This is a genomic window from Catenuloplanes indicus (genome assembly GCF_030813715.1).
In the GTDB taxonomy this organism is placed as follows: domain Bacteria; phylum Actinomycetota; class Actinomycetes; order Mycobacteriales; family Micromonosporaceae; genus Catenuloplanes; species Catenuloplanes indicus.
Genome location: NZ_JAUSUZ010000001.1, coordinates 2,690,087 through 2,709,372, shown reverse-complemented (window position 1 = coordinate 2,709,372; position 19,286 = coordinate 2,690,087). Strand labels below are relative to the sequence as shown.

General features: G+C 71.6%; 14 protein-coding genes. 7 read left to right on the top strand and 7 right to left on the bottom strand.

Going from position 1 to position 19,286, the window contains the following annotated elements:
* Positions 1–92 precede the first annotated feature (92 nt).
* Together lgt and J2S42_RS12130 are read left to right on the top strand one after the other, a co-directional pair.
* Positions 93–1,151 carry a prolipoprotein diacylglyceryl transferase gene (gene lgt / locus J2S42_RS12135; protein ID WP_307238612.1) on the top strand — a complete coding sequence of 353 codons (1,059 nt, stop codon included), beginning with the start codon at positions 93–95 and terminating at the stop codon, positions 1,149–1,151.
* Between the two features lie 24 nt (positions 1,152–1,175).
* Positions 1,176–2,378: an FAD-dependent oxidoreductase gene (locus tag J2S42_RS12130; protein ID WP_307238610.1), complete on the top strand. Its 1,203-nt coding sequence runs from the start codon at positions 1,176–1,178 to the stop codon at positions 2,376–2,378.
* Positions 2,379–2,550: 172 nt separating this feature from the next.
* Here J2S42_RS12130 and J2S42_RS12125 read toward each other — a convergent pair whose 3' ends face one another.
* The gene (locus J2S42_RS12125; protein ID WP_307238608.1) at positions 2,551–3,423 is read right to left on the bottom strand and encodes a GNAT family N-acetyltransferase; all 873 of its coding nucleotides are present in this window, start codon (positions 3,421–3,423) and stop codon (positions 2,551–2,553) included.
* A 230-nt stretch (positions 3,424–3,653) separates the two neighbouring features.
* Here J2S42_RS12125 and gltB point away from each other — a divergent pair, with 230 nt between their 5' ends.
* The 3 genes from gltB (at position 3,654) to J2S42_RS12110 (ending at position 11,134) form a co-directional block, all read left to right on the top strand.
* Positions 3,654–8,180: a glutamate synthase large subunit gene (gltB, locus tag J2S42_RS12120; protein WP_307238606.1), complete on the top strand. Its 4,527-nt coding sequence runs from the start codon at positions 3,654–3,656 to the stop codon at positions 8,178–8,180.
* Positions 8,173–9,645, top strand: coding sequence for a glutamate synthase subunit beta (locus tag J2S42_RS12115; RefSeq protein WP_307238604.1), 1,473 nt, complete (start codon positions 8,173–8,175; stop codon positions 9,643–9,645). Before gltB ends, J2S42_RS12115 begins: the two co-directional genes overlap by 8 nt.
* A 238-nt stretch (positions 9,646–9,883) precedes the next feature.
* The gene (locus J2S42_RS12110; protein ID WP_307238602.1) at positions 9,884–11,134 is read left to right on the top strand and encodes an AAA family ATPase; all 1,251 of its coding nucleotides are present in this window, start codon (positions 9,884–9,886) and stop codon (positions 11,132–11,134) included.
* Between the two features lie 484 nt (positions 11,135–11,618).
* On the opposite strand, the gene J2S42_RS12105 is transcribed toward J2S42_RS12110, so the two are convergent.
* A complete protein-coding gene (locus J2S42_RS12105) occupies positions 11,619–12,560 on the bottom strand; it encodes an EamA family transporter (RefSeq protein ID WP_307238600.1) in 942 nt (313 codons plus the stop codon).
* Positions 12,561–12,630: 70 nt separating this feature from the next.
* On the opposite strand from J2S42_RS12105, the gene J2S42_RS12100 reads away from it, so the two are divergent.
* Positions 12,631–13,494, top strand: a complete 864-nt coding sequence (locus tag J2S42_RS12100; RefSeq protein WP_307238598.1) for a LysR family transcriptional regulator — start codon at positions 12,631–12,633, stop codon at positions 13,492–13,494.
* Here J2S42_RS12100 and J2S42_RS12095 read toward each other — a convergent pair.
* Positions 13,491–14,315: a haloalkane dehalogenase gene (locus J2S42_RS12095; protein WP_307238596.1), complete on the bottom strand. Its 825-nt coding sequence runs from the start codon at positions 14,313–14,315 to the stop codon at positions 13,491–13,493. The two genes, J2S42_RS12100 and J2S42_RS12095, sit on opposite strands and share 4 nt — an antisense overlap.
* 107 nt (positions 14,316–14,422) lie before the next feature.
* Between J2S42_RS12095 and J2S42_RS12090 the strand changes: the two genes are divergently transcribed.
* Positions 14,423–14,899 carry a MarR family winged helix-turn-helix transcriptional regulator gene (locus tag J2S42_RS12090; RefSeq protein ID WP_307238594.1) on the top strand — a complete coding sequence of 159 codons (477 nt, stop codon included), beginning with the start codon at positions 14,423–14,425 and terminating at the stop codon, positions 14,897–14,899.
* 442 nt (positions 14,900–15,341) lie between these two features.
* Here the strand turns inward: J2S42_RS12090 and J2S42_RS12085 are convergent, their stop codons facing one another.
* From J2S42_RS12085 to pyk, 4 genes are all read right to left on the bottom strand, one after another.
* Entirely contained in the window at positions 15,342–16,244 is a 903-nt protein-coding gene (locus J2S42_RS12085) for a sulfite exporter TauE/SafE family protein (protein ID WP_307238592.1), read from the bottom strand.
* Positions 16,245–16,331: 87 nt separating this feature from the next.
* On the bottom strand, positions 16,332–16,823 hold the full coding sequence (locus J2S42_RS12080; protein WP_307238590.1) for an RrF2 family transcriptional regulator: 492 nt from the start codon (positions 16,821–16,823) through the stop codon (positions 16,332–16,334).
* A 58-nt stretch (positions 16,824–16,881) separates the two neighbouring features.
* A complete protein-coding gene (locus J2S42_RS12075; RefSeq protein ID WP_307238588.1) occupies positions 16,882–17,766 on the bottom strand; it encodes an acyl-CoA thioesterase in 885 nt (294 codons plus the stop codon).
* Positions 17,763–19,181 (bottom strand): pyruvate kinase, encoded by a 1,419-nt coding sequence (pyk, locus tag J2S42_RS12070; RefSeq protein ID WP_307238586.1) that lies wholly within the window; start codon positions 19,179–19,181, stop codon positions 17,763–17,765. Before pyk ends, J2S42_RS12075 begins: the two co-directional genes overlap by 4 nt.
* Positions 19,182–19,286 lie beyond the last annotated feature (105 nt).

Below are 19,286 nucleotides of genomic sequence, written 5' to 3'. Positions count from 1 at the left end.
GTGGGTACGCGTACCCACCGGTGACTTTGATCTTGCTCTTGGCATAGCCCGGGGCTACGCGGAGCGATCGGTCACCGGTAGCGTGTGGAACCGTGATTTCCGCTATCCCGAGCCCCAGCGTCGCGGTCTGGCACGTCGCGGGCTTTCCCGTCCGGGCATACGCTCTCTGCATCGTCGCCGGCATCGTCGCCGCCGTGCTCATCACGGAGTACCGTCTGCGCCGCCGTGGCGCCGCGCCGTGGGTGACGCTGGACATCGCGGTCTGGGCGGTGCCGGCCGGCATCATCGGTGCCCGCATCTACCACGTCATCACGTCCCCGCAGGCGTATTTCGGCGAGGGCGGCGAACCGATCCGGGCGCTCTACGTGTGGGAGGGCGGCCTCGGCATCTGGGGCGCCATCCTCGGCGGTGCGTTCGGCGCCTGGTTCGCCTGCCGGCAGTACGGCATCCCGCTGACCGTCCTGGCGGACGCGCTCGCACCCGGCCTGCCGGTGGCACAGGCGGTCGGCCGGCTCGGCAACTGGTGGAACAACGAGCTCTACGGCGGCCTGACCACGCTGCCCTGGGGGCTTGAGATCCACAAGATGGACGACGAGAACCCCGGCCGCGCGCTGCTCGACGGCGACGGCAACCCGATCCTGGAGCCCGGCCTCTACCACCCGACGTTCCTGTACGAGCTGATCTGGAACCTCGGCGTCGCGGGCGTGGTGCTCGCGCTGGACCGGAAGTTCAAGTTCGGCCGCGGCCGGGCGTTCGCGCTGTACGCGATGGGCTACACGCTCGGCCGCTTCTGGATCGAGATCATGCGCACCGACCCGGCGAACGCGTTCTTCGGCATCCGGCTCAACGTGTTCACCTCGGTGGTCGTGTTCGCCGGCGCGCTGATCTACTTCCTCCGGGCCCGCGGCCCGCGCGAGTTCCTGATCCCGGTGCTGCCGGAGACCGCGACGCCCGCCGGTGACGAGCCCGCCGACGGCAAGCCGGCCAAGCAGGTCATGCCGTCCAGCTACCACGTGGTGACCGAGGAGCAGTTCACGGCGTACCGGGAGACCGGTGCCGTCCCCGAGGCCACCACGCCGGCACCGGAAGCGGAGCAGGCCAGCGACGCCGACGCGGCACCGGCCGCGCCCGGCGGCGACGACAAGAAGTAAGGCAGTGCTGCGGAGGTGCCTGTGATGCGCACGGCGATCGTGGTGGGTGCGGGGATCGGCGGTCTCGCCGCGGCGGGCGCCCTCGCGAGGTCCGGCTGGCAGGTCACCGTCCTGGAACGGGGTGATCGCGTCCCGGTGGACCGGGCCGCGCTGATCCTCTGGCCGAACGGCGTGCGTGCGCTGCGCTCGCTCGGCCTGGGCGACGGCCTGCACGCGATCGCCACGCCGCTGCGTGACCGCGGGGTGCGCCGGCCGGACGGGCAGTGGCTCGTCCAGCCGCGCCAGCCCGGGCCGGACACGCAGCCGCCGGTCGTGGTGCACCGCGAGGACCTGCACGACGCGCTGATCGCCGGGCTCGGCGACGGCGTGGAGATCCGCACCGGCGTACCGGTCGAGACGGTCCGGCTGCACACCGGCGACCGGCCGTCGGTCGGCCATGGCCGGCAGCGCTACGAGGCCGACCTGATCGTGGCCGCCGACGGCATCGACAGCGTGCTCCGCAAGCACCTGGCGCCGGAGGCGACCGTGGTCAGCTCCGGCTGCGCCGCCTGGCGCGCGGTCATCCCGTGGTACCGCGCACCCCGCCTGCCCGACGACATGTCACCGAACGGCGAGACGCTCGGCGCCGGCTACCGGTTCGTGGCGGTCTCGCTCGGCGAACGCGGCTCGGCCGGTGGCTCCAGCCGCGGCGGCATCTACTGGGTCGCCACCGCGGCCGGCGCACCCCGCCCGGAGTCACCCGCGGTCCAGCTGCAGCTGCTGCGCCGCTGGCTGGCCGACTGGCACGCGCCGATCGGCGAGCTGCTCGCCGCCACCGAGCCCGAGGACCTGATCCAGCAGGAGGTGCGCGAGCTGCGCCCTCTGCCCCGGCAGTACGGTTTCGGCTCCGGCCCCGGCGGCGTGGTCCTCCTCGGCGACGCCGCACACGCGATGCCGCACCACCTCGGCCAGGGTGCCTGCCTAGCGTTCGAGGACGCGGCCACGCTCCGCTCCGTGCTGGCCGACGCGGTGCCGGGCCGCACGCTCACCACCGCCATCGAGCAGTACAGCCGCGCCCGCCGCCCCCGCACCGCCACGATCGTCCGCCAGACCCGCCGGATGTCCGCGGTCATCCAGGCCCGCGGCCGCCTCGCCCTCCGCGCCCGCGACGCCGCCCTCGGCACCATCACCCCCCGGCTCCTCGGCAGCCTCGCCACCACCGCGGGCGAGTGGACACCGCCGAACTGAAGATCGAGATCACCGCGGTGCTCTCCCCGCTCCGGGCCCGAGGTCTTTCTCAACCGCCCCCTGACGTGCAGGGAGGAGCGCCGGCGACGACCGGTGCCCGCGGGAGCGTGCGGAACGCGACCACGCCGGAAGCGGGAGAAGAAGTTCCAAGATCTTGATGCGCCCGGCGCCCTCAGGGCGCCTGCGGTGCCGGGACCGCCGGTTCGGCGATGCACGCGGTGCCGGCCCGGCGGAAGCCGAGGCGGGCGTACATGCGCGCGACGTCGTCCGACGCGGCGGACAGGAAGACCAGGCCGGCGCCGGAGTCGAGGGCGTGCCGGGCCAGCGTGGCCGTGATCGCGCGGGCCACGCCGCGGTGGCGGGCGGCCGGGAGCGTGGCGACGCCGACGATCTCGGCGACGTCGCCCTCCCGCTGGAACATGCCGCTGCCGACCACACCGCTGACTTCCGGGTCAGTGGGATTCTTCACCTCGGCGAGCGCGGAGGCGGCGCGTCCCTGCGCGGCCCGGCGGCGGTGCAGCGCCAGTGATCCGGCGGACAGCGGGGTCAGCGCGGCGTCCCGCGCGGAGGCACCGACCGGGCCGGTCGCGGTGCCGGCGTGCGTGAAGGAGACCGCCGCGACCGCGCCGCGGATCGAGACGTCGTGTGCGAACGACGGGTCCTCCGGCGCCATTAACCGCACCGAAACGAATTCGTCATCGGTGATGGACGGCAGCGCTTCCGGGTCGAGCACCATCAGCGGTGCCTCCAGCACGCTCAGCCCGGCGGACCGGGCCACGGCCAGCAGATCCGGGCTGGTTTCGTGCACCCACTCGAACGCCTCCGGCGCGCCGATGTCGCGCTGGCGCTGCCGTACGGCGGTAATGTCTGCGGCGGACGGCGTTTTTTCCGATCGCAATGCGGGCCGCGCATAAAGCGGGTACGCGTCGCTACTGCCAATGAAGAGCACCAATGTGTCAAAGTCTTCGACCCGCGCGGCGAATCGCGGCACCCCGTCGTAGAAGCGTTCCAGGCGGGCGAAGAGGGCGGCGTCGACCTGAGGCATCGAGGGATCGTACACGTCTCAGATCGTGGACGTGTGATCTATCTGTATTGGTGGGAATCGGCGTTCACTCACGTAGACTCTAGAGACTCTGCACAGGGCCGACGTCGTCCCACATCTTCAACCAGCGAGCGACGACAGGAGGCCCGGTGGCTTTTTCGCACCCTCAGGGAGTTCATCTCCCCGTTGCCGGAGCCGCCCACACGGGCGATTTCCCCGCAACGGCCGGCCTGATGTACGACCCGTCGTTCGAGCATGACGCCTGCGGGTTCGCGTTCGTCGCGGATCTGCACGGCCGTCGTTCACACGACGTGGTCGCCAAGGGTGTCTCGGCACTGATCCGCCTTGACCACCGCGGCGCACGCGGCGCCGAGACCAACACCGGCGACGGTGCCGGGATCATGATCCAGGTCCCGGACGAGTTCTTCCGCGCGGTCGCCGGCTTCGCGCTGCCGCCCGCGGGGCAGTACGCGACCGGTCTGGTCTTCCTGCCGCGCGACGAGGCCGACGCGGCCCGCGCCGTGCAGATCTTCGAGAAGTACGCGCTCGTCGAGGGCGCGGACGTGCTGGGCTGGCGCGACGTTCCGGTGGTCAACGACGACCTCGGTGCGTCCGCGGAGGCCGCCCGGCCGCAGATCCGCCAGGTGTTCATCGCGGCCGAGCAGCTCGCCGCGCGCGACGGCGTGCCGGCCGGCACGCCGCTGACCGGGCTGGACCTGGAGCGGGTCGCGTTCTGCGTGCGCAAGCAGGCGGAGCGGGAGACGGCCGAGCGGGGCATCCCGGCCTACTTCCCGTCGCTGTCCTCGCGCACGTTCGTGTACAAGGGCATGCTCACGCCGGACCAGCTGCCGGTGTTCTTCCCCGACCTCGAGGACGAGCGGATGACCAGCGCGATCTCGCTGGTGCACTCCAGGTTCTCGACGAACACGTTCCCGTCGTGGCCGCTGGCCCACCCGTACCGGCTGATCGCCCACAACGGCGAGATCAACACGATCCGGGGCAACAAGAACTGGATGGCGGCCCGCGAGGCGGCGCTGCAGTCGAAGAACCTGCCCGGCAACATCAAGCGGCTGTTCCCGGTCTGCCCGCCGGACGCGTCCGACTCCGCGAACTTCGACGCGGTGCTGGAGCTGCTGCACCTGTCCGGCCGCAGCATCCCGCACGCGGTGCTGATGATGATCCCGGAGGCGTGGGAGAACGACCCGGACATGGATCCGGCGAAGCGGAGCTTCTACCGCTTCCACGCCAGCCTGATGGAGCCGTGGGACGGCCCGGCCGCGGTCGCGTTCACCGACGGTTCCGTGGTCGGCGCGGTGCTGGACCGCAACGGCCTGCGCCCGGGCCGCTGGTGGCGGACCGAGGACGGACTGGTCGTGGCCGGCTCCGAGGCCGGTGTGCTGGACCTGGACCCGGCGTCCGTGGTGGCGAAGGGCCGGTTGCAGCCCGGACGGATGTTCCTGGTCGACACGGTGGCCGGGAAGATCGTCGAGGACGACGAGATCAAGGCGGAGCTGGCCGCGGCGCAGCCGTACGACGAGTGGCTGCACGCCGGGCTGATCAACCTGGAGGACCTGCCGGCCCGCGAGCACACCGTCTACACGCACGACTCGGTGCAGCGGCGTCAGCAGACGTTCGGCTACACCGAGGAGGAGCTGAAGATCCTCATCGGCCCGATGGCGAAGGGCGGCGCGGAGCCGCTCGGCTCGATGGGCACGGACACGCCGATCTCCCCGCTGTCGAAGCGGCCGCGGCTGCTCTACGACTACTTCCACCAGCTGTTCGCGCAGGTGACGAACCCGCCACTGGACGCGATCCGGGAGGAACTGGTCACCAGCCTGCAGATGACGATCGGGCCGGAGGGCAACCTGCTCGACCCGGGCCCGGCGTCCTGCCGGCAGATCGTGCTGCCGTACCCGATCATCGACAACGACGAGCTCGCCAAGATCCTCTCGATCGACGAGGACGGTGACCTGCCCGGCTTCAAGGCGGTCCGGGTCTCCGGCCTCTACCCGCTGCGTGACGGCGCGGCCGGCATCCGGGCCCGCCTGATCCAGATCTGCCGGCACGTGTCCGAGGCGATCGAGGACGGCGTGCGGATCCTGGTGCTCTCCGACCGGGATTCCAACGCCGATCTGGCGCCGATCCCGTCGCTGCTGCTCACCGCCGCGGTGCACCAGCACCTGGTGCGCGAGCAGACGCGTACCCGGGTGGCGCTGGTGGTGGAGACCGGCGACGCGCGCGAGGTGCACCACGCGGCCGCGCTGATCGGCTACGGCGCCGCGGCGATCAACCCGTACCTGGCGTTCGAGTCGGTCGAGGACCTGATCTCCACGGGCGCACTGACCGGTGTCGAGCCGGGCAAGGCGGTCCGCAACTACGTGAAGGCGCTCGGCAAGGGCGTCCAGAAGATCATGTCGAAGATGGGCATCTCGACGGTCTCGTCGTACTGCGGCGCGCAGGTCTTCGAGGCGGTCGGCCTGGACCGGCGGCTGATCGAGCGCTACTTCGCGGGCACGCCCGGCAAGATCGGCGGTGCGGGCCTCGGCGAGATCCACGCGGAGATCGCGGCCCGGCACGCGAAGGCGTACCCGGTGAATCCGGCCGAACGCACGCACCGCGCGCTTGAGGTCGGCGGCGAGTACCAGTGGCGCCGCGAGGGCGAGATCCACCTCTTCAACCCGGAGACGGTGTTCCTGCTCCAGCACGCCACCCGCTCCAAGCAGTACGACGTGTTCCGCCGCTACACGGCGAAGGTCGACGCGCTGGCCGCCGAGGGCGGTCACCTGCGCGGCCTGTTCGCGCTCCGGAAGGGCACGCCGATCCCGCTGGACGAGGTCGAGCCGGCCAGCGAGATCGTCAAGCGGTTCGCCACCGGTGCGATGTCGTACGGCTCGATCTCCGCGGAGTCGCACGAGACGCTCGCGATCGCGATGAACAACCTCGGCGGCAAGTCGAACACCGGCGAGGGCGGCGAGGACGTCGAGCGCCTCTACGACCCGGCCCGCCGCTCGTCGGTGAAGCAGGTCGCGTCCGGCCGGTTCGGCGTGACCACGGAATACCTGGTCAACGCGGACGACATCCAGATCAAGATGGCGCAGGGCGCGAAGCCCGGCGAGGGCGGCCAGCTGCCCGGCTACAAGGTCTACCCGTGGGTGGCCAAGACCCGGCACGCCACGCCCGGCGTCGGCCTCATCTCGCCGCCGCCGCACCACGACATCTACTCGATCGAGGACCTGGCGCAGCTGGTCCACGACCTGAAGAACGTCAACCCGGCGTCCCGCGTGCACGTGAAGCTGGTCTCCGAGTCAGGCGTCGGCACGGTCGCGGCCGGTGTGGCGAAGCTGAAGGCCGACGTGGTGCTGATCTCCGGTCACGACGGCGGCACCGGCGCCTCGCCGCTGAACAGCCTCAAGCACGCGGGTACGCCGTGGGAGCTGGGCCTGGCCGAGACGCAGCAGACGCTGCTGCTCAACAAGCTCCGCGACCGGATCACGGTGCAGGTCGACGGCCAGCTGAAGACCGGCCGGGACGTGATCGTGGCCGCGCTGCTCGGCGCGGAGGAGTTCGGCTTCGCCACCGCGCCGCTGATCGTGTCCGGCTGCATCATGATGCGCGTCTGCCACCTGGACACCTGCCCGGTCGGCATCGCCACGCAGAACCCGGTGCTGCGCGAGCGCTTCAACGGCAAGCCGGAGTTCGTCGAGAACTTCTTCATGTTCATCGCTGAGGAGGTGCGCGAATACCTGGCCGAGCTGGGCTTCCGTACGCTCCAGGAGGCGATCGGGCACGCGGAGTCGCTCGACCTGGTGCCGGCGATCGACCACTGGAAGGCCCGCGGGCTGGACCTGCGCGCCGTGCTCGCCGTCCCGAAGCTGGAGGACGGCGCGGCCCGGGTGAAGGTCCGCGACCAGGACCACGGCCTGGAGCACGCGCTGGACAACGAGCTGATCGCGCTCGCCCGGCCGGCGCTGGACGACAAGACGCCGGTCACCCTCGACGTGCACATCCGCAACGACCACCGCAGCGTCGGCGCGATGCTCGGCGGTGAGGTGGCGCGGCGCTACGGCGGCGCGGGTCTGCCGGACGACACGATCGACGTCACGCTGCGCGGCACCGCCGGTCAGTCGTTCGCCGCGTTCGTGCCCCGCGGCGTGACGCTGCGGATCCTCGGCGACGCGAACGACTACGTCGCCAAGGGCCTCGCCGGTGGCCGGGTGATCATCCGCCCGGACGCGTCCGCGCCGTTCGCGGCCGAGGAGCAGATCATCGCGGGCAACACCATCCTCTACGGCGCGACCCAGGGCGAGCTGTTCATCCGCGGCCGGGCCGGCGAGCGGTTCGCGGTCCGCAACTCCGGCGCGACCGCGATCGTCGAGGGCATCGGCGACCACGGCTGCGAGTACATGACCGGCGGCACCGTGGTGGTGCTCGGCAAGCACGGCCGCAACTTCGCGGCCGGCATGTCCGGCGGTACCGCGTTCCTGTGGCGCCCGGACAAGCGCCGGATCAATCCGGAGCTGGTCGAGCTGTCCACGCTCTCCGACGAGGAACAGGCCACCCTGCACGGCCTCGTCCAGCGGCACTTCACCGAGACCGGCTCCGCCGTCGCGGAGGATCTGCTGAAGCGCTGGTCCGACGCGGTCGAGGAGTTCGTCGCGGTGGTGCCGCGCGACTACAAGCGAGTGATCGAAACGATCCGTGCCGCCGAAGCCGCCGGCCGAGACGTCGACGAAGCGGTCATGGAGGTCGCACGTGCCTGATCCGAACGGTTTCCTGCGCTACGGCCGGCAGCTGCCGGCCCGCCGCCCGGTGCCGGTGCGGCTGATGGACTACCGGGAGGTCTACCCGGAGGCGAGCGACCAGCTCATCCAGCAGCAGGCCACCCGCTGCATGGACTGCGGCATCCCGTTCTGCCACGAGGGCTGCCCGCTCGGCAACCGGATCCCGGACTGGAACGACCTGGTCCGGACCGGCAACTGGGCCTCGGCGATCGAGTCGCTGCACGCCACGAACAACTTCCCGGAGTTCACCGGGCGGCTGTGCCCGGCACCGTGCGAGGGCGCGTGCGTGCTCGGCATCGCGGACGACCCGGTCACGATCAAGCAGGTCGAGGTCGAGATCATCAACCGGGCGTTCGAGAAGGGCTACGTGACGCCGCAGGTCCCGGCCACGAAGTCCGGCAAGCGCGTCGCGGTGGTCGGGTCCGGCCCGGCCGGTCTGGCCGCGGCGCAGCAGCTGGCTCGCGCCGGGCACGACGTGACCGTGCTGGAGCGCGACGACCGGATCGGTGGCCTGCTGCGCTACGGCATCCCGGACTTCAAGCTGGAGAAGGAACACATCGACCGCCGGATGGCCCAGATGGAGGCAGAGGGCGTCGTGTTCCGCACCGGGGTGAACGTGGGTGTCGATCTGTCCGCGGCCGACATCAAGGCCGATTACGACGCGGTCGTCCTCGCGGCCGGCGCGCTCACCGGCCGCGACACCCCGGAGACGCCGGGCCGGACGCTCAAGGGCGTCCACCTGGCCATGGACCACCTGGTCCCGGCCAACCGGGTGGTCGCCGGCCTCCAGGACAGCACGCCGATCGACGCGGCCGGGAAGTCCGTGGTGATCATCGGCGGTGGCGACACCGCGGCGGACTGCCTCGGCGTCGCACACCGGCAGGGCGCCACCGCGGTCTACCAGCTGGACATCTACCCGGAGCCGCCGGCCAAGCGCGCCGGCATCCGCGACCCGTGGCCGACCTGGCCGTACGTGCTGCGCAACTACCCGGCGCACGAGGAGGGCGGCGTCCGCGAGTTCGCGGTCGCGGTCCAGGAGTTCGTCGACGACGGTACCGGTCAGGTCAAGGGCGTCCGGATCGCCGAGGTCGAGGTGACCAAGGTGGACGGCCGGCGCGTGATGACCGTCAAGCCCGGCTCGGAGCGCGAGCTCCCGGCCGACCTGGTGCTGCTGGCGATCGGTTTCGAGGGCACCGAGCGGCAGCCGCTGCTGGAACAGTTCGGCATCGAGCGCAACGCGCGCGGCGCGATCGACGCGAACGCCGGCTGGCAGACCGCGAGCGAGGGCGTCTTCGTCGCCGGTGACATGCACCGCGGCGCGTCGCTGATCGTGTGGGCGATCGCGGAGGGCCGCGCGGCCGCCGCGGCCGTGCACAGCTACCTCGGCGCACCGGGCGAACTGCCCGCGCCGGTCGGCTCCGCGGCGCAATCGCTGTCCGTCTGACAGATCACGTTCGGTTTTGCCGGAAGCCGCACCCCGTTACTCATTTCGGGGTGCGGCTTCAGCATTCCGTTACCTTTATGCGGCTATCCGTCACCAAAACGCGAACGATCTTGTTGATTTCTTTCCGTACTGGCATCATCTTTGGGTGCTGCCACGAGCACGCCTGGTGTGAGGCTGCCTTCGACAGCGAATCAGACATCAGAGGGCGGGCAACGCTGATCGCGGCTGAGGAGATCAGATGCTGCTGAAGTTCCGGGTCGCCAATGTCCGGTCCTTCCGCGAAGAGCGGGAGCTGGCATTCGCCGTCCCGACCGGCAAGACCGCCCATGCCGCACGCCAGGTCCCGGTGGCCGGTGGCCGCAGCATGGACGTCTACCCGCTGATCGGCATCTTCGGGCCGAACGCGTCAGGCAAGTCCAACCTCCTCAAAGGCCTGGTCGAGATGCGCACCGCCGTGCTCGACTCGTACTACCAGTGGGCCACCCAGCGCGGCGTGCCCCGCGAGCTGTTCGCGCTCGACCCGGCCGCCGAACGCGAGACGTCGCTCTACGAGCTGGATTTCGTCAACGACGGCATTCGGTACACGTACGGATTCGAACTCGGCCCGGACCGCGTCGTCGCCGAATGGCTGCACGCCTATCCACGCGGCCGCCGCCAGGTCTGGTTCGACCGCGACGCCTCCCGCCGGCAGCCTTTCGAATTCCCCGGCGACCGGCTCAAGGACCGCGCCGCGATGGTCAAGATGACCCGGCCGAACGCGCTGTTCCTCACCGTCGCCGCCACCAACAACCACCCGGACCTGGCGCCGGTCTTCTACTGGTTCGAGCGCAACCTCTGGTTCCTCACCCCGGAGGACGAGCGCTACCAGCGCGAGGAGTTCACCCGCCAGGCCGTGCTCGGCCCGCAGCGCGACCGGATCGAGGCGCTGCTGCGCGCCGCCGACCTCGGCATCGAGGGCGTCGAGCCGGTCGAGACCCGCGTCGCCGGCCGCACCGTCACCGACGTCCAGCTCATCCACACCGGCGCGGACGGCACCGCGTACCCGATGCCCTGGGAATCCGAGTCCTTCGGCACCCGCAGCTGGTTCGCCATGCTCGGCCCGATGCTGCTCGCGCTCGACGAGGGCGCCGTGCTGCTCGTCGACGAACTCGACTCCAGCCTCCACCCCCGCTTCGCCGCCGAGGTCGTCCGCCTCTTCCAGGACCCCCAGGTCAACACGAACGACGCGCAGCTCCTCTTCACCGCCCACGACGTCAGCGTGCTCAGCACCCCGAGCGGCAAACGTCTCCTCGAACCCGGCCAGGTCTGGCTGGTCGAGAAGGACAAAATCGGCTGCAGCGACATCTTCCCCCTCACTGCCGCCCAGCCCGGCCGCCACGAGGACCTCCCCACGTCGTACCTGGCGGGCCGCTTCGGCGCGGTGCCGGATCTGGGCGAGGGCCAGGTCGGCCGCAAACTGCGCGCGGTCAAGACGCCGAAGGCGGGCTGAGCCCTTCCCGAAGCGGATTCCCGCTTCCGGTGGGGTCGCCATCCGGCCGCGTGAGGCAGCCATTAGCGGCACAAGGATCTCGACGGGAGACCCAGTCCCGAATGCCGGCCACCCGGCCGCCACCGATCTCCCCGGCGTGCTGCATCGCCCCGCGGGGCGGATACCCCGGAATACGCGCTCTCGCCCGCGGTCGCCCGCGCCCGGCCCAGCTCGTTGAGCGACGCGACGACACGAGCCGACCGACACCATCAGGGAAGGCGGGAGGCGGATACTGCCGCATACGGCAGACTGATCCATCGTGCGAACAGGACGACGGGCCGCCGCAACGCCATGACCGGCCCCGGCTACTTCGCCGAATCCGCCATCGTTGTCATATCGGCGGTGACCAGGGCAGCAATCGAAGCGGTCGTCGCCCGAACGGCGAAGTGAGGCTCCGCTCGAGATCACCCTCGAAAGGCGGCAGAAGCTGACTCCGGGCTCGGATTCACGCCTTGCCGTCCAATTTCATGTTCGCTCGGCGGTCACGGCCGCTGCGTACCGCGCCCGCGCTGGCCGCGATCACCAGCAGCACCGCCAGCGCCTCGACCCAGTTCAGCGACTGGCCGAGGACCGTGAAACCGGCCAGGCAGGCGAGTGCCGGGCCGAGACTCATCATGACCGCGAACGTCGACGACGGCAGGCGGCGCAGCGCGGACATCTCGAACGTGTAGGGGAGTACCGAGCTGAGCAGCGCGACCGCGAAGCCGAGGCCGAGCACCACCGGGTGGAGCAGCGCGGGTCCGGCGGTGACCACGCCGACCGGCAGCGTCAGCAGCGCGGCGACGCCCAGCGCCAGCGCGAGACCGTCCGCGCCCGGGAACCGGTTGCCGACGGACGCGCTGAGCAGGATGTACGCTGCCCACAGCGCGCCCGCGGCGAGCGCCAGCAGCACGCCGGGGGTGTTGAGGCGGTCGTAGCCGCCGGTGCCGAGCAGGGCCACCCCGGCCAGCGCGAGCAACGCCCAGAGCCAGGTGCCGCGGCGGCGCGCGGTGACGATCGACAGCGCGAGCGGGCCGAGCACCTCGAGCGTGACCGCGGGACCCAGCGGGATGCGCGCGATCGCCTGGTAGAACACCGAGTTCATGGCCGCGAAGACGACGCCGAGCCCGACCACGGCAAGCCAGTCGGCCCGCGAGTGACCACGCAGCCGGGGACGGCAGAGCGCGAGCATCAGCACGGCCGCGACGCCGAGCCGGAGCGCCACCATGCCGGCCGCGCCGGCCTGCGGGAACAGCAGTGTGGCGAGACCGGAGCCGAACTGGACGGAGACGGCCGCGCCGAGCACGAGACCCACCGCGCCCAGCTCGCCGCGCCGGCCACCGCGTCTTTGGCGGGCGGGCGAGGAGGGTGCGGTGGGAGTCTCGGGTGCGAGGACGTTCGTCGTCACGTGACATCACGCTATGCGGTGCTGGAACGCCGCGGAAATGCCGAACGGGCGATGGTTATGCTCTGAGGTCATGACCGCGGACCTGCGGCACCTGCGTGCGTTCCTGGCGATCGCGGCCGAGGGCACCGTCACTCGGGCCGCGGCGCGGTTGCACGTCACCCAGCCCGCGCTCTCCCGCACCCTGCGGCAGTTGGAGCAGCACCTCGGCGTGCGGCTGGTCGACCGCTCCACCCACCATCTGCGGCTGACCGCGGCGGGGGAGGCGTACCGCCAGCGTGCCGAGGCGGCGGTCGCGGCCGTCGACGCCGCACTCGACCCGGCTCGGGCCGGCACCTGGCCGCTGCGGCTCGGCCACGCCTGGTCCGCGCTCGGCGTGCACACCACCACGCTGCTGCGCCGCTGGGCCCGCGCCCACCCGGACGTACCGCTGGAACTGCTCCGCATCGACGACGACCGGGCCGCCGGTGTGCTGCGCGGCCGGAGCGACGTGGCGATCCTGCGCGACCCCGCGCCGGATACGTTGACGTCGTTGCGGACCGCGACGCTGCTGACCGAGCACCGGTTCGCGGTGGTGCCGTCGGACGGCCCACTCGCCGCCCGCCCGGAGCTGAGCCTGGCGGACCTGGCCGCGGAACCGGTCGCGATGAACCCGATCACCGGCAGCACCACCCGCGGACTGTGGCCGCCCGGCGCCGGACCGGCCCGGGTGATCGACGTGGGCAACACCGACGACTGGCTGATCGCGATCGCGGCCGGCCGCGCCGTCGGCGTGAGCACCGAGGCGACGGTCGCCGTCTACCCGAACCCGGACGTCGCCTACGTCCCGCTGACCGACGCGCCGCCGGTCACGGTGGTGCTGGCCTGGCCCGAGCCGGTGACGCACCCGTCCGTACCCGCGCTGGTCGCACTTGCCTCCGAGGTCGTCGCGGATTAGAGCCCATGGCGCTCCAGCCAGGCCGCGACCGCGCGGCCGATCGCGTCGGGCTGCTGCTCCGGGGCCTGGTGACCGGCCTTGCCGATGCTCTCCACCTCGAGCGCGGCGATCGTCTCCCGCGCCCACCGCTCGGTGGCCGGCTGCACCAGGCCGGTCGACGGCTCGATCAGCATCAACAGCTTCGGCACGTCCGGCGTGGTCGCCATCCACTCCCCGTACGCCACCATGCGCGCGTGCACGTCGGCCGGCTCGCCGTCGATCGGGATCTCCCGCGGCCACTGCAACAGCGGACGGCGCGACTCGCGATCCGGATACGGCATGCGGTAGACGCCCAGGTCCTCGTCGCTCAGGTCCGGGACGGTCAGCCGCAACGACGTCTCGATGAACCAGTTGTCGTCGAGCGCCATGGTCTCGCCGGTCCCGGGTGTGCGCAGCCGCTGGAACAGCTCGACCGCGGCCGGTGCGTAGATGTCCCAGCTCATCGGCCGCAGGAACGTCTCGACCAGCGCGACGCCCGCGACCCGCCCGGGATGTCGCGCGGCGAGGTCGAGTGCGAGCGCGCCACCCCAGTCGTGGCCGACGAACGTCACGTCGTCCAGCCCCAGCGCGTCGCACCACGCCTCCAGGTGGCGGGCGTGATCGTCGAACCGGTAGGCCAGGGCCGGTTTCGCCGACCGGCCCATGCCGATCAGGTCGGGCGCGAGCACGCGGCCGTGGCCGGTGAGATGCGGGATCACGTGGCGCCAGATGTGTGACGAGGTGGGGTTGCCGTGCAGCAGCACCACCGGCCGGCCGCCCTCGCCGGCGTCGGTGTAGTGCATCGAGGCGATGTGAGGCATCTTGCCGCCAATCGTTTGCCGGTCTAACGTTAGTGGCACGAACGATAGTGGCGGATCGTTGGGAGGGCAAATGAAATATCCTGATCTCCATGGCCGAGGAGATGTCCGCGCACGAGCAGACCTGGGGCGGCGAGCGGTTCCGCCGCACGCCGAGCTGGATGATCGGTCAGCTCTCGATTCACGGCTATCGGCTGCTCACCGAGCAGTTCGCGGCCGAGGGCACGAAGCCGTACGAGTACCGGGTGCTCGCCTCACTCGCCGACGGCGGGCCCGCGAGCCAGGCCACGCTCGGCCGCCGCAGCGGCATCCACCTCAGCGACCTGGTCGCCACGCTCAACACGCTGGCCGACCGCGGCCACATCCGCCGCGACCTCGATCCGGCCGACCGCCGCCGCAACGTCATCACGCTGACCGAGGACGGCTACGAGCATCTCGCCCGCCTCGACATCCGCCTCGCCGCCGCTCAGGACGCCCTGCTCGCCGCACTGCCCCCTGCCGACCGGGTCGCCCTCACCGACCTGCTGAAGCGCGCACTGGACGGCTTGACTCCCCACCGCGGGCGCTAGCCCGCCCGGCGCGCGGAATCTGTCCGGCGGGGAACCCGCCCGGCGGTTGGGGAATCTGGCCGGCGGTCGGGGAATCTGCCCGGCGGTGGAGGAATCTGCCCGGCGGCGCGCAGTCTTCCCGGCGGCGAACCCTTCCGGCGGCGCGGAATCCTCTCGGCGGCGCGGAACCTGCCCGGCGGCGCGGAACCCGCTCGCCGGGGAACCCGCCCAGCGGGGGCGGGACCTGCCCGGCGGCGCGGGACCTGCTCAGCGGGGCGAGACCCGCCCGGCGGCCGTGGGACCGGCCCGGCGGCCGTGGGACCGGCCCGGCGGCCGTGGGACCTGCCCGGCGGCCGTGGGGCCTGCCCAGCGGCGCGGAACCCGCCCAGCGACGCAGAACCGTCGCGGCCGATCTTCGGCGCGACGGCTCCGGTGCTGCCGCAGGTCCTCGGTGCGGTCGGGCTCAGGCCGGGATGAGTTCCCGGTCCTCGGCCGGGGCCGCCTCGGTGCGCCGGGAGCGGCGCAGCGCGCGGACCGCCAGCGCGGCCGCCACCAGCCAGCCGGTGACGATCACCGCATAAACCGCGGTGGTCGCACCGCCGGTGATGTCGAAAGACTTCAGCAGCGTGCGGGCATTGGTCAGCACGATCATGCCGCCGACCACCGCGCCGAGCAGCTGCGCCGGCACGATCCGGACCAGCCAGGCCGCGATCGGCGCGGCGATCAGGCCGCCGGCCAGCAGTGCCAGCACCGTGCCCCAGACGAAACCGGAGGTACCGAGACCGAGCAGGAAACCGATGCTAGCGGCCATCGCGACCACGAACTCGGACGTGTCCACCGAGCCGATCACCTTGCGCGGCTCCATCCGGCCGCTGACCAGCAGGGACGGCGTGGCGACCGGGCCCCAGCCGCCGCCTCCGGTGGCGTCGACGAAGCCGGCGACCAGCCCGAGCGGGGCCAGGAAGCGGCTGCGCAGCGGGGAACGGTTGATCACGCGGCCGATCGGGCGGGCGAAGCGGACCAGGAGGTAGATGCCGAGCGCGAGCAGGATGCCGGCCATCCACGGCTCGGCGGCCTCGGTGGAGAGCCTGCTGAGCACGGTGGCGCCGAGGAACGCGCCGAGCGCGCCGGGCAGCGCGATCCGCCGGACCACGCGCCAGTCGACGTTGCCGAAGCGCCAGTGCGCGGTGCCGGCGGCGAGCGTGGTGCCGATCTCCGCGAGGTGCACGGACGCGGACGCCGACGCCGGGGACAGGCCCGCCACCAGCAGCAGCGTGGTGGAGGTGACGCCGTAACCCATGCCGAGCGCACCGTCGACGAGCTGCGCTGCGAATCCGACCAGTGCCAGCACGACCAGCTTGCGCATCCCACACCACCCATCTGTCAGACAATGTCGATCAGATTAGTGGAGATTGGCCGCGCGGTCGAGCACCGTCCAGCTGGTGAGAGAGGTCTAGACCCAGGCGCGCGGGTCCGCGGCCAGTTCCTGCACCCGGTCGGGCAGCTTGCCGGCGGCGATGTCGGCCAGCGTGACCAGCTCCAGGATCTCCCGCTCGCTGGCCCGCAGCGCGATCCAGACCTCCTGGAGCGCCACCGCCGCACCCGAGTAGCCCAGGTCCTCGGGGCGCTGGCCGCGCACGTTCGCCAGCGGGCCGTCGATCACCCGGATCACGTCCGCCAGCGAGATCTCGCCGGCCGGCCGGGCCAGCCAGTAACCGCCCTCGGGGCCGCGCTGCGCGTGCACGATGCCGCCGCGGCGCAGCTGCAGCAGGATGCTCTCCAGGAACTTCGGCGGGATCTCCTGCGCCCGCGCGATGCGCTCGGCGGTGAGCGGGTTACCCGGGCGCGGCGACCGCGAGGCAGGGTCCGGCACCGCGTCGGCGGCAGCTTGAGCGAGTTCGGCGACCGCGCGCAGCGCATAGTCGACCCGTGCGGACAGACGCATAAAAGAAGAGTATCCGCATCGGGAATGAGCCTTTTCCCAACCTGGTGCAAACCGGGCTCTAGCCGCCCACCCGTCGCAGCAGACCCTCCTGCACCGCGCTGGCGATCAGGCGCCCGTCGGCCGAGAACATCCGCCCGTCCGCCAGCCCGCGCGCCCCGGACGCGGACGGGCTGGAGCAGTCGTACAGGAACCACTCGTCGGCCCGGAACGGCCGGTGGAACCACAGCGCGTGGTCCAGGCTCGCGCCGACCACGCCGCCCGGGCCCCACACCTCGCCGTGCGTGGCCAGCACCGCGTCCAGCAGGGTCAGGTCGGACGCGTACGTCAGCGCGGCCGCGTGGACCAGTGGGTCGTCCGGGAGCTTGCCGTCGATGCGCATCCAGGCGCGCGGCTCCGCGTTGACCGGCCGGTCGCCCGGCGGCACCCAGCCGGGCTCGCCGAGGTAGCGCACGTCGATCGCGTGCGGCCCGCTCGCGGCCAGCACGGCCAGCCGCTCCGGGTAGCGTGCCATCCGCTCGGACACGGTCGGCACGTCCTCCGGCGCCGGGATACCGGCCGGGAACGGCTCGTGGTGGTCCAGCCCTTCCTCGGCCACGTGGAACGAGGCGGACATGAAGAAGATGACCGTGTCGTGCTGGTACGCCACGGAACGCCGTACCGAGAACGACCGCCCGTCCCGGATGTTCTCCACCCGGAACTCGATCGGCACGGCCGGATCGCCCGGCCGCACGAAGTAGCCGTGCAGCGAGTGCACGGTCCGATCCGGTTCCGCGGTGCGCCCGGCCGCGACCAGCGCCTGCGCCGCGACCTGGCCGCCGAAGATGCGCTGCCGGGAGACCTGCGGCGTGTGGCCCCGGAACACCGACGGGCCCAGCTGCTGAAGGTCGAGGATCTCCAGCAGCTGGTTCACCGCGGCCTGCCCGGAGGCAGGGACGTCACTCACGCGGACAGCGTGCCGAGCTGGTGCACGCGCAGCGTGTTCGTCGAGCCGGGCGTGCCGGCCGGGGTGCCGGCCACGACGACCACGTAGTCGCCGGGCTTGAACTGGCCGAGGCCCAGCAGCGCGCCGTCGACCTGCCGGAACATGTCGTCGGTGTGCTCCACGAACGCGGTCTGGAACGTCTGCACACCCCAGCTGAGCGCCAGCTGGTCGCGGACCTCCGAGATCGGCGTGAACGCCAGCAGCGGCAGCTCGCAGTGCAGCCGGGCCAGGCGGCGCACGGTGTCACCGGTCTGCGAGAACGCGACCAGCGCCTTCGCCCCGATGTTCCGCGCGATCTGGGACGCGGCCACGGTGAGCGCGCCACCGTGCGTACGCGGGTCGTGCTGCAGCCGCGGCACGCCGAACTCGCCGGACTCGGTGGTCTCGATGATTTTGGCCATCGTGCTCACGGTCAGCACCGGGAACTTGCCCACGCTGGTCTCGCCGGACAGCATCACCGCGTCCGCGCCGTCGAGCACCGCGTTCGCCACGTCGGAGGTCTCCGCGCGGGTGGGGCGCGAGTTCTCGATCATGGAGTCGAGCATCTGGGTGGCCACGATGACCGGCTTCGCGTTCTCCCGGCAGAGCTGCACCAGCTTCTTCTGCACCAGCGGCACCTGGTCGAGCGGCATCTCCACGCCGAGATCACCGCGGGCGACCATGACGCCGTCGAACGACTCGACGATCGCCTCCAGGTGGGTGACCGCTTCCGGCTTCTCCACCTTGGCCAGGACGGGGCGGCGGATGCCCTCCTCGTCCATGATGCTGTGCACCAGCTTGATGTCCTCCGGCGTACGCACGAAGGAGAGCGCGATCAGGTCGGCGCCGATCCGGAGCGCGAATCGCAGGTCCTCGGCGTCCTTCTCGGAGAGCGCCGGCACGCTGACCGCGACGTTGGGCAGCGAGACGCCCTTGTTGTTCGAGACCTTGCCGCCCTCGACCACGAGGACGTGGATGTCGTTGTCCTCGACGTTGGTGACCTCGACGGCGACCCTGCCGTCGTCGATCAGGAGGCGGTCGCCGACCTTGACCTCCTGCGGAAGCTTGCGGTAGGTGCACGAGACGCGGGTGGCCGAGCCGATGATGTCATCGCCGGTGATGACCACGGAGTCCCCGGTGCGCCACTCGTGTGGGCCGTTCTCGAACCGGCCGAGCCGGATCTTCGGGCCCTGCAGGTCCGCCAGGACGGCGACGGCGCGGCCCGAGGCCTTCGCGGCCTCCCGCACCAGCTGGTAGACCTGCTCGTGATCGGAGTGGTCACCGTGGCTGAAGTTCAGCCGGGCCACATCCATGCCGGCCTCCACGAGGCCCCGGATACGTTCCGGGGACGAGGTCGCGGGGCCGAGAGTGCAGACGATTTTCGCGCGGCGTGTCACATACCTCAGGCTAGCCCTGTGCCGGTACCCGTGTGGTGCCCACCCCCGGACGACACGACCTGGCTGAACGGCTCTTAAGTCCTGCTGGAGCCGGGCCGATGGCCA

Bases quoted from the DNA above. Each gene is read 5' to 3' on its own strand.
- J2S42_RS12130 (WP_307238610.1), top strand. From the start codon at position 1,176: ATGCGCACGGCGATCGTGGTGGGTGCGGGGATCGGCGGTCTCGCCGCG.
- J2S42_RS12125 (WP_307238608.1), bottom strand. From the start codon at position 3,423: ATGCCTCAGGTCGACGCCGCCCTCTTCGCCCGCCTGGAACGCTTCTAC.
- gltB (WP_307238606.1), top strand. From the start codon at position 3,654: ATGTACGACCCGTCGTTCGAGCATGACGCCTGCGGGTTCGCGTTCGTC.
- J2S42_RS12110 (WP_307238602.1), top strand. From the start codon at position 9,884: ATGCTGCTGAAGTTCCGGGTCGCCAATGTCCGGTCCTTCCGCGAAGAG.
- J2S42_RS12100 (WP_307238598.1), top strand. From the start codon at position 12,631: ATGACCGCGGACCTGCGGCACCTGCGTGCGTTCCTGGCGATCGCGGCC.
- J2S42_RS12095 (WP_307238596.1), bottom strand. From the start codon at position 14,315: ATGCACTACACCGACGCCGGCGAGGGCGGCCGGCCGGTGGTGCTGCTG.
- J2S42_RS12090 (WP_307238594.1), top strand. From the start codon at position 14,423: ATGGCCGAGGAGATGTCCGCGCACGAGCAGACCTGGGGCGGCGAGCGG.
- J2S42_RS12085 (WP_307238592.1), bottom strand. From the start codon at position 16,244: ATGCGCAAGCTGGTCGTGCTGGCACTGGTCGGATTCGCAGCGCAGCTC.
- J2S42_RS12080 (WP_307238590.1), bottom strand. From the start codon at position 16,823: ATGCGTCTGTCCGCACGGGTCGACTATGCGCTGCGCGCGGTCGCCGAA.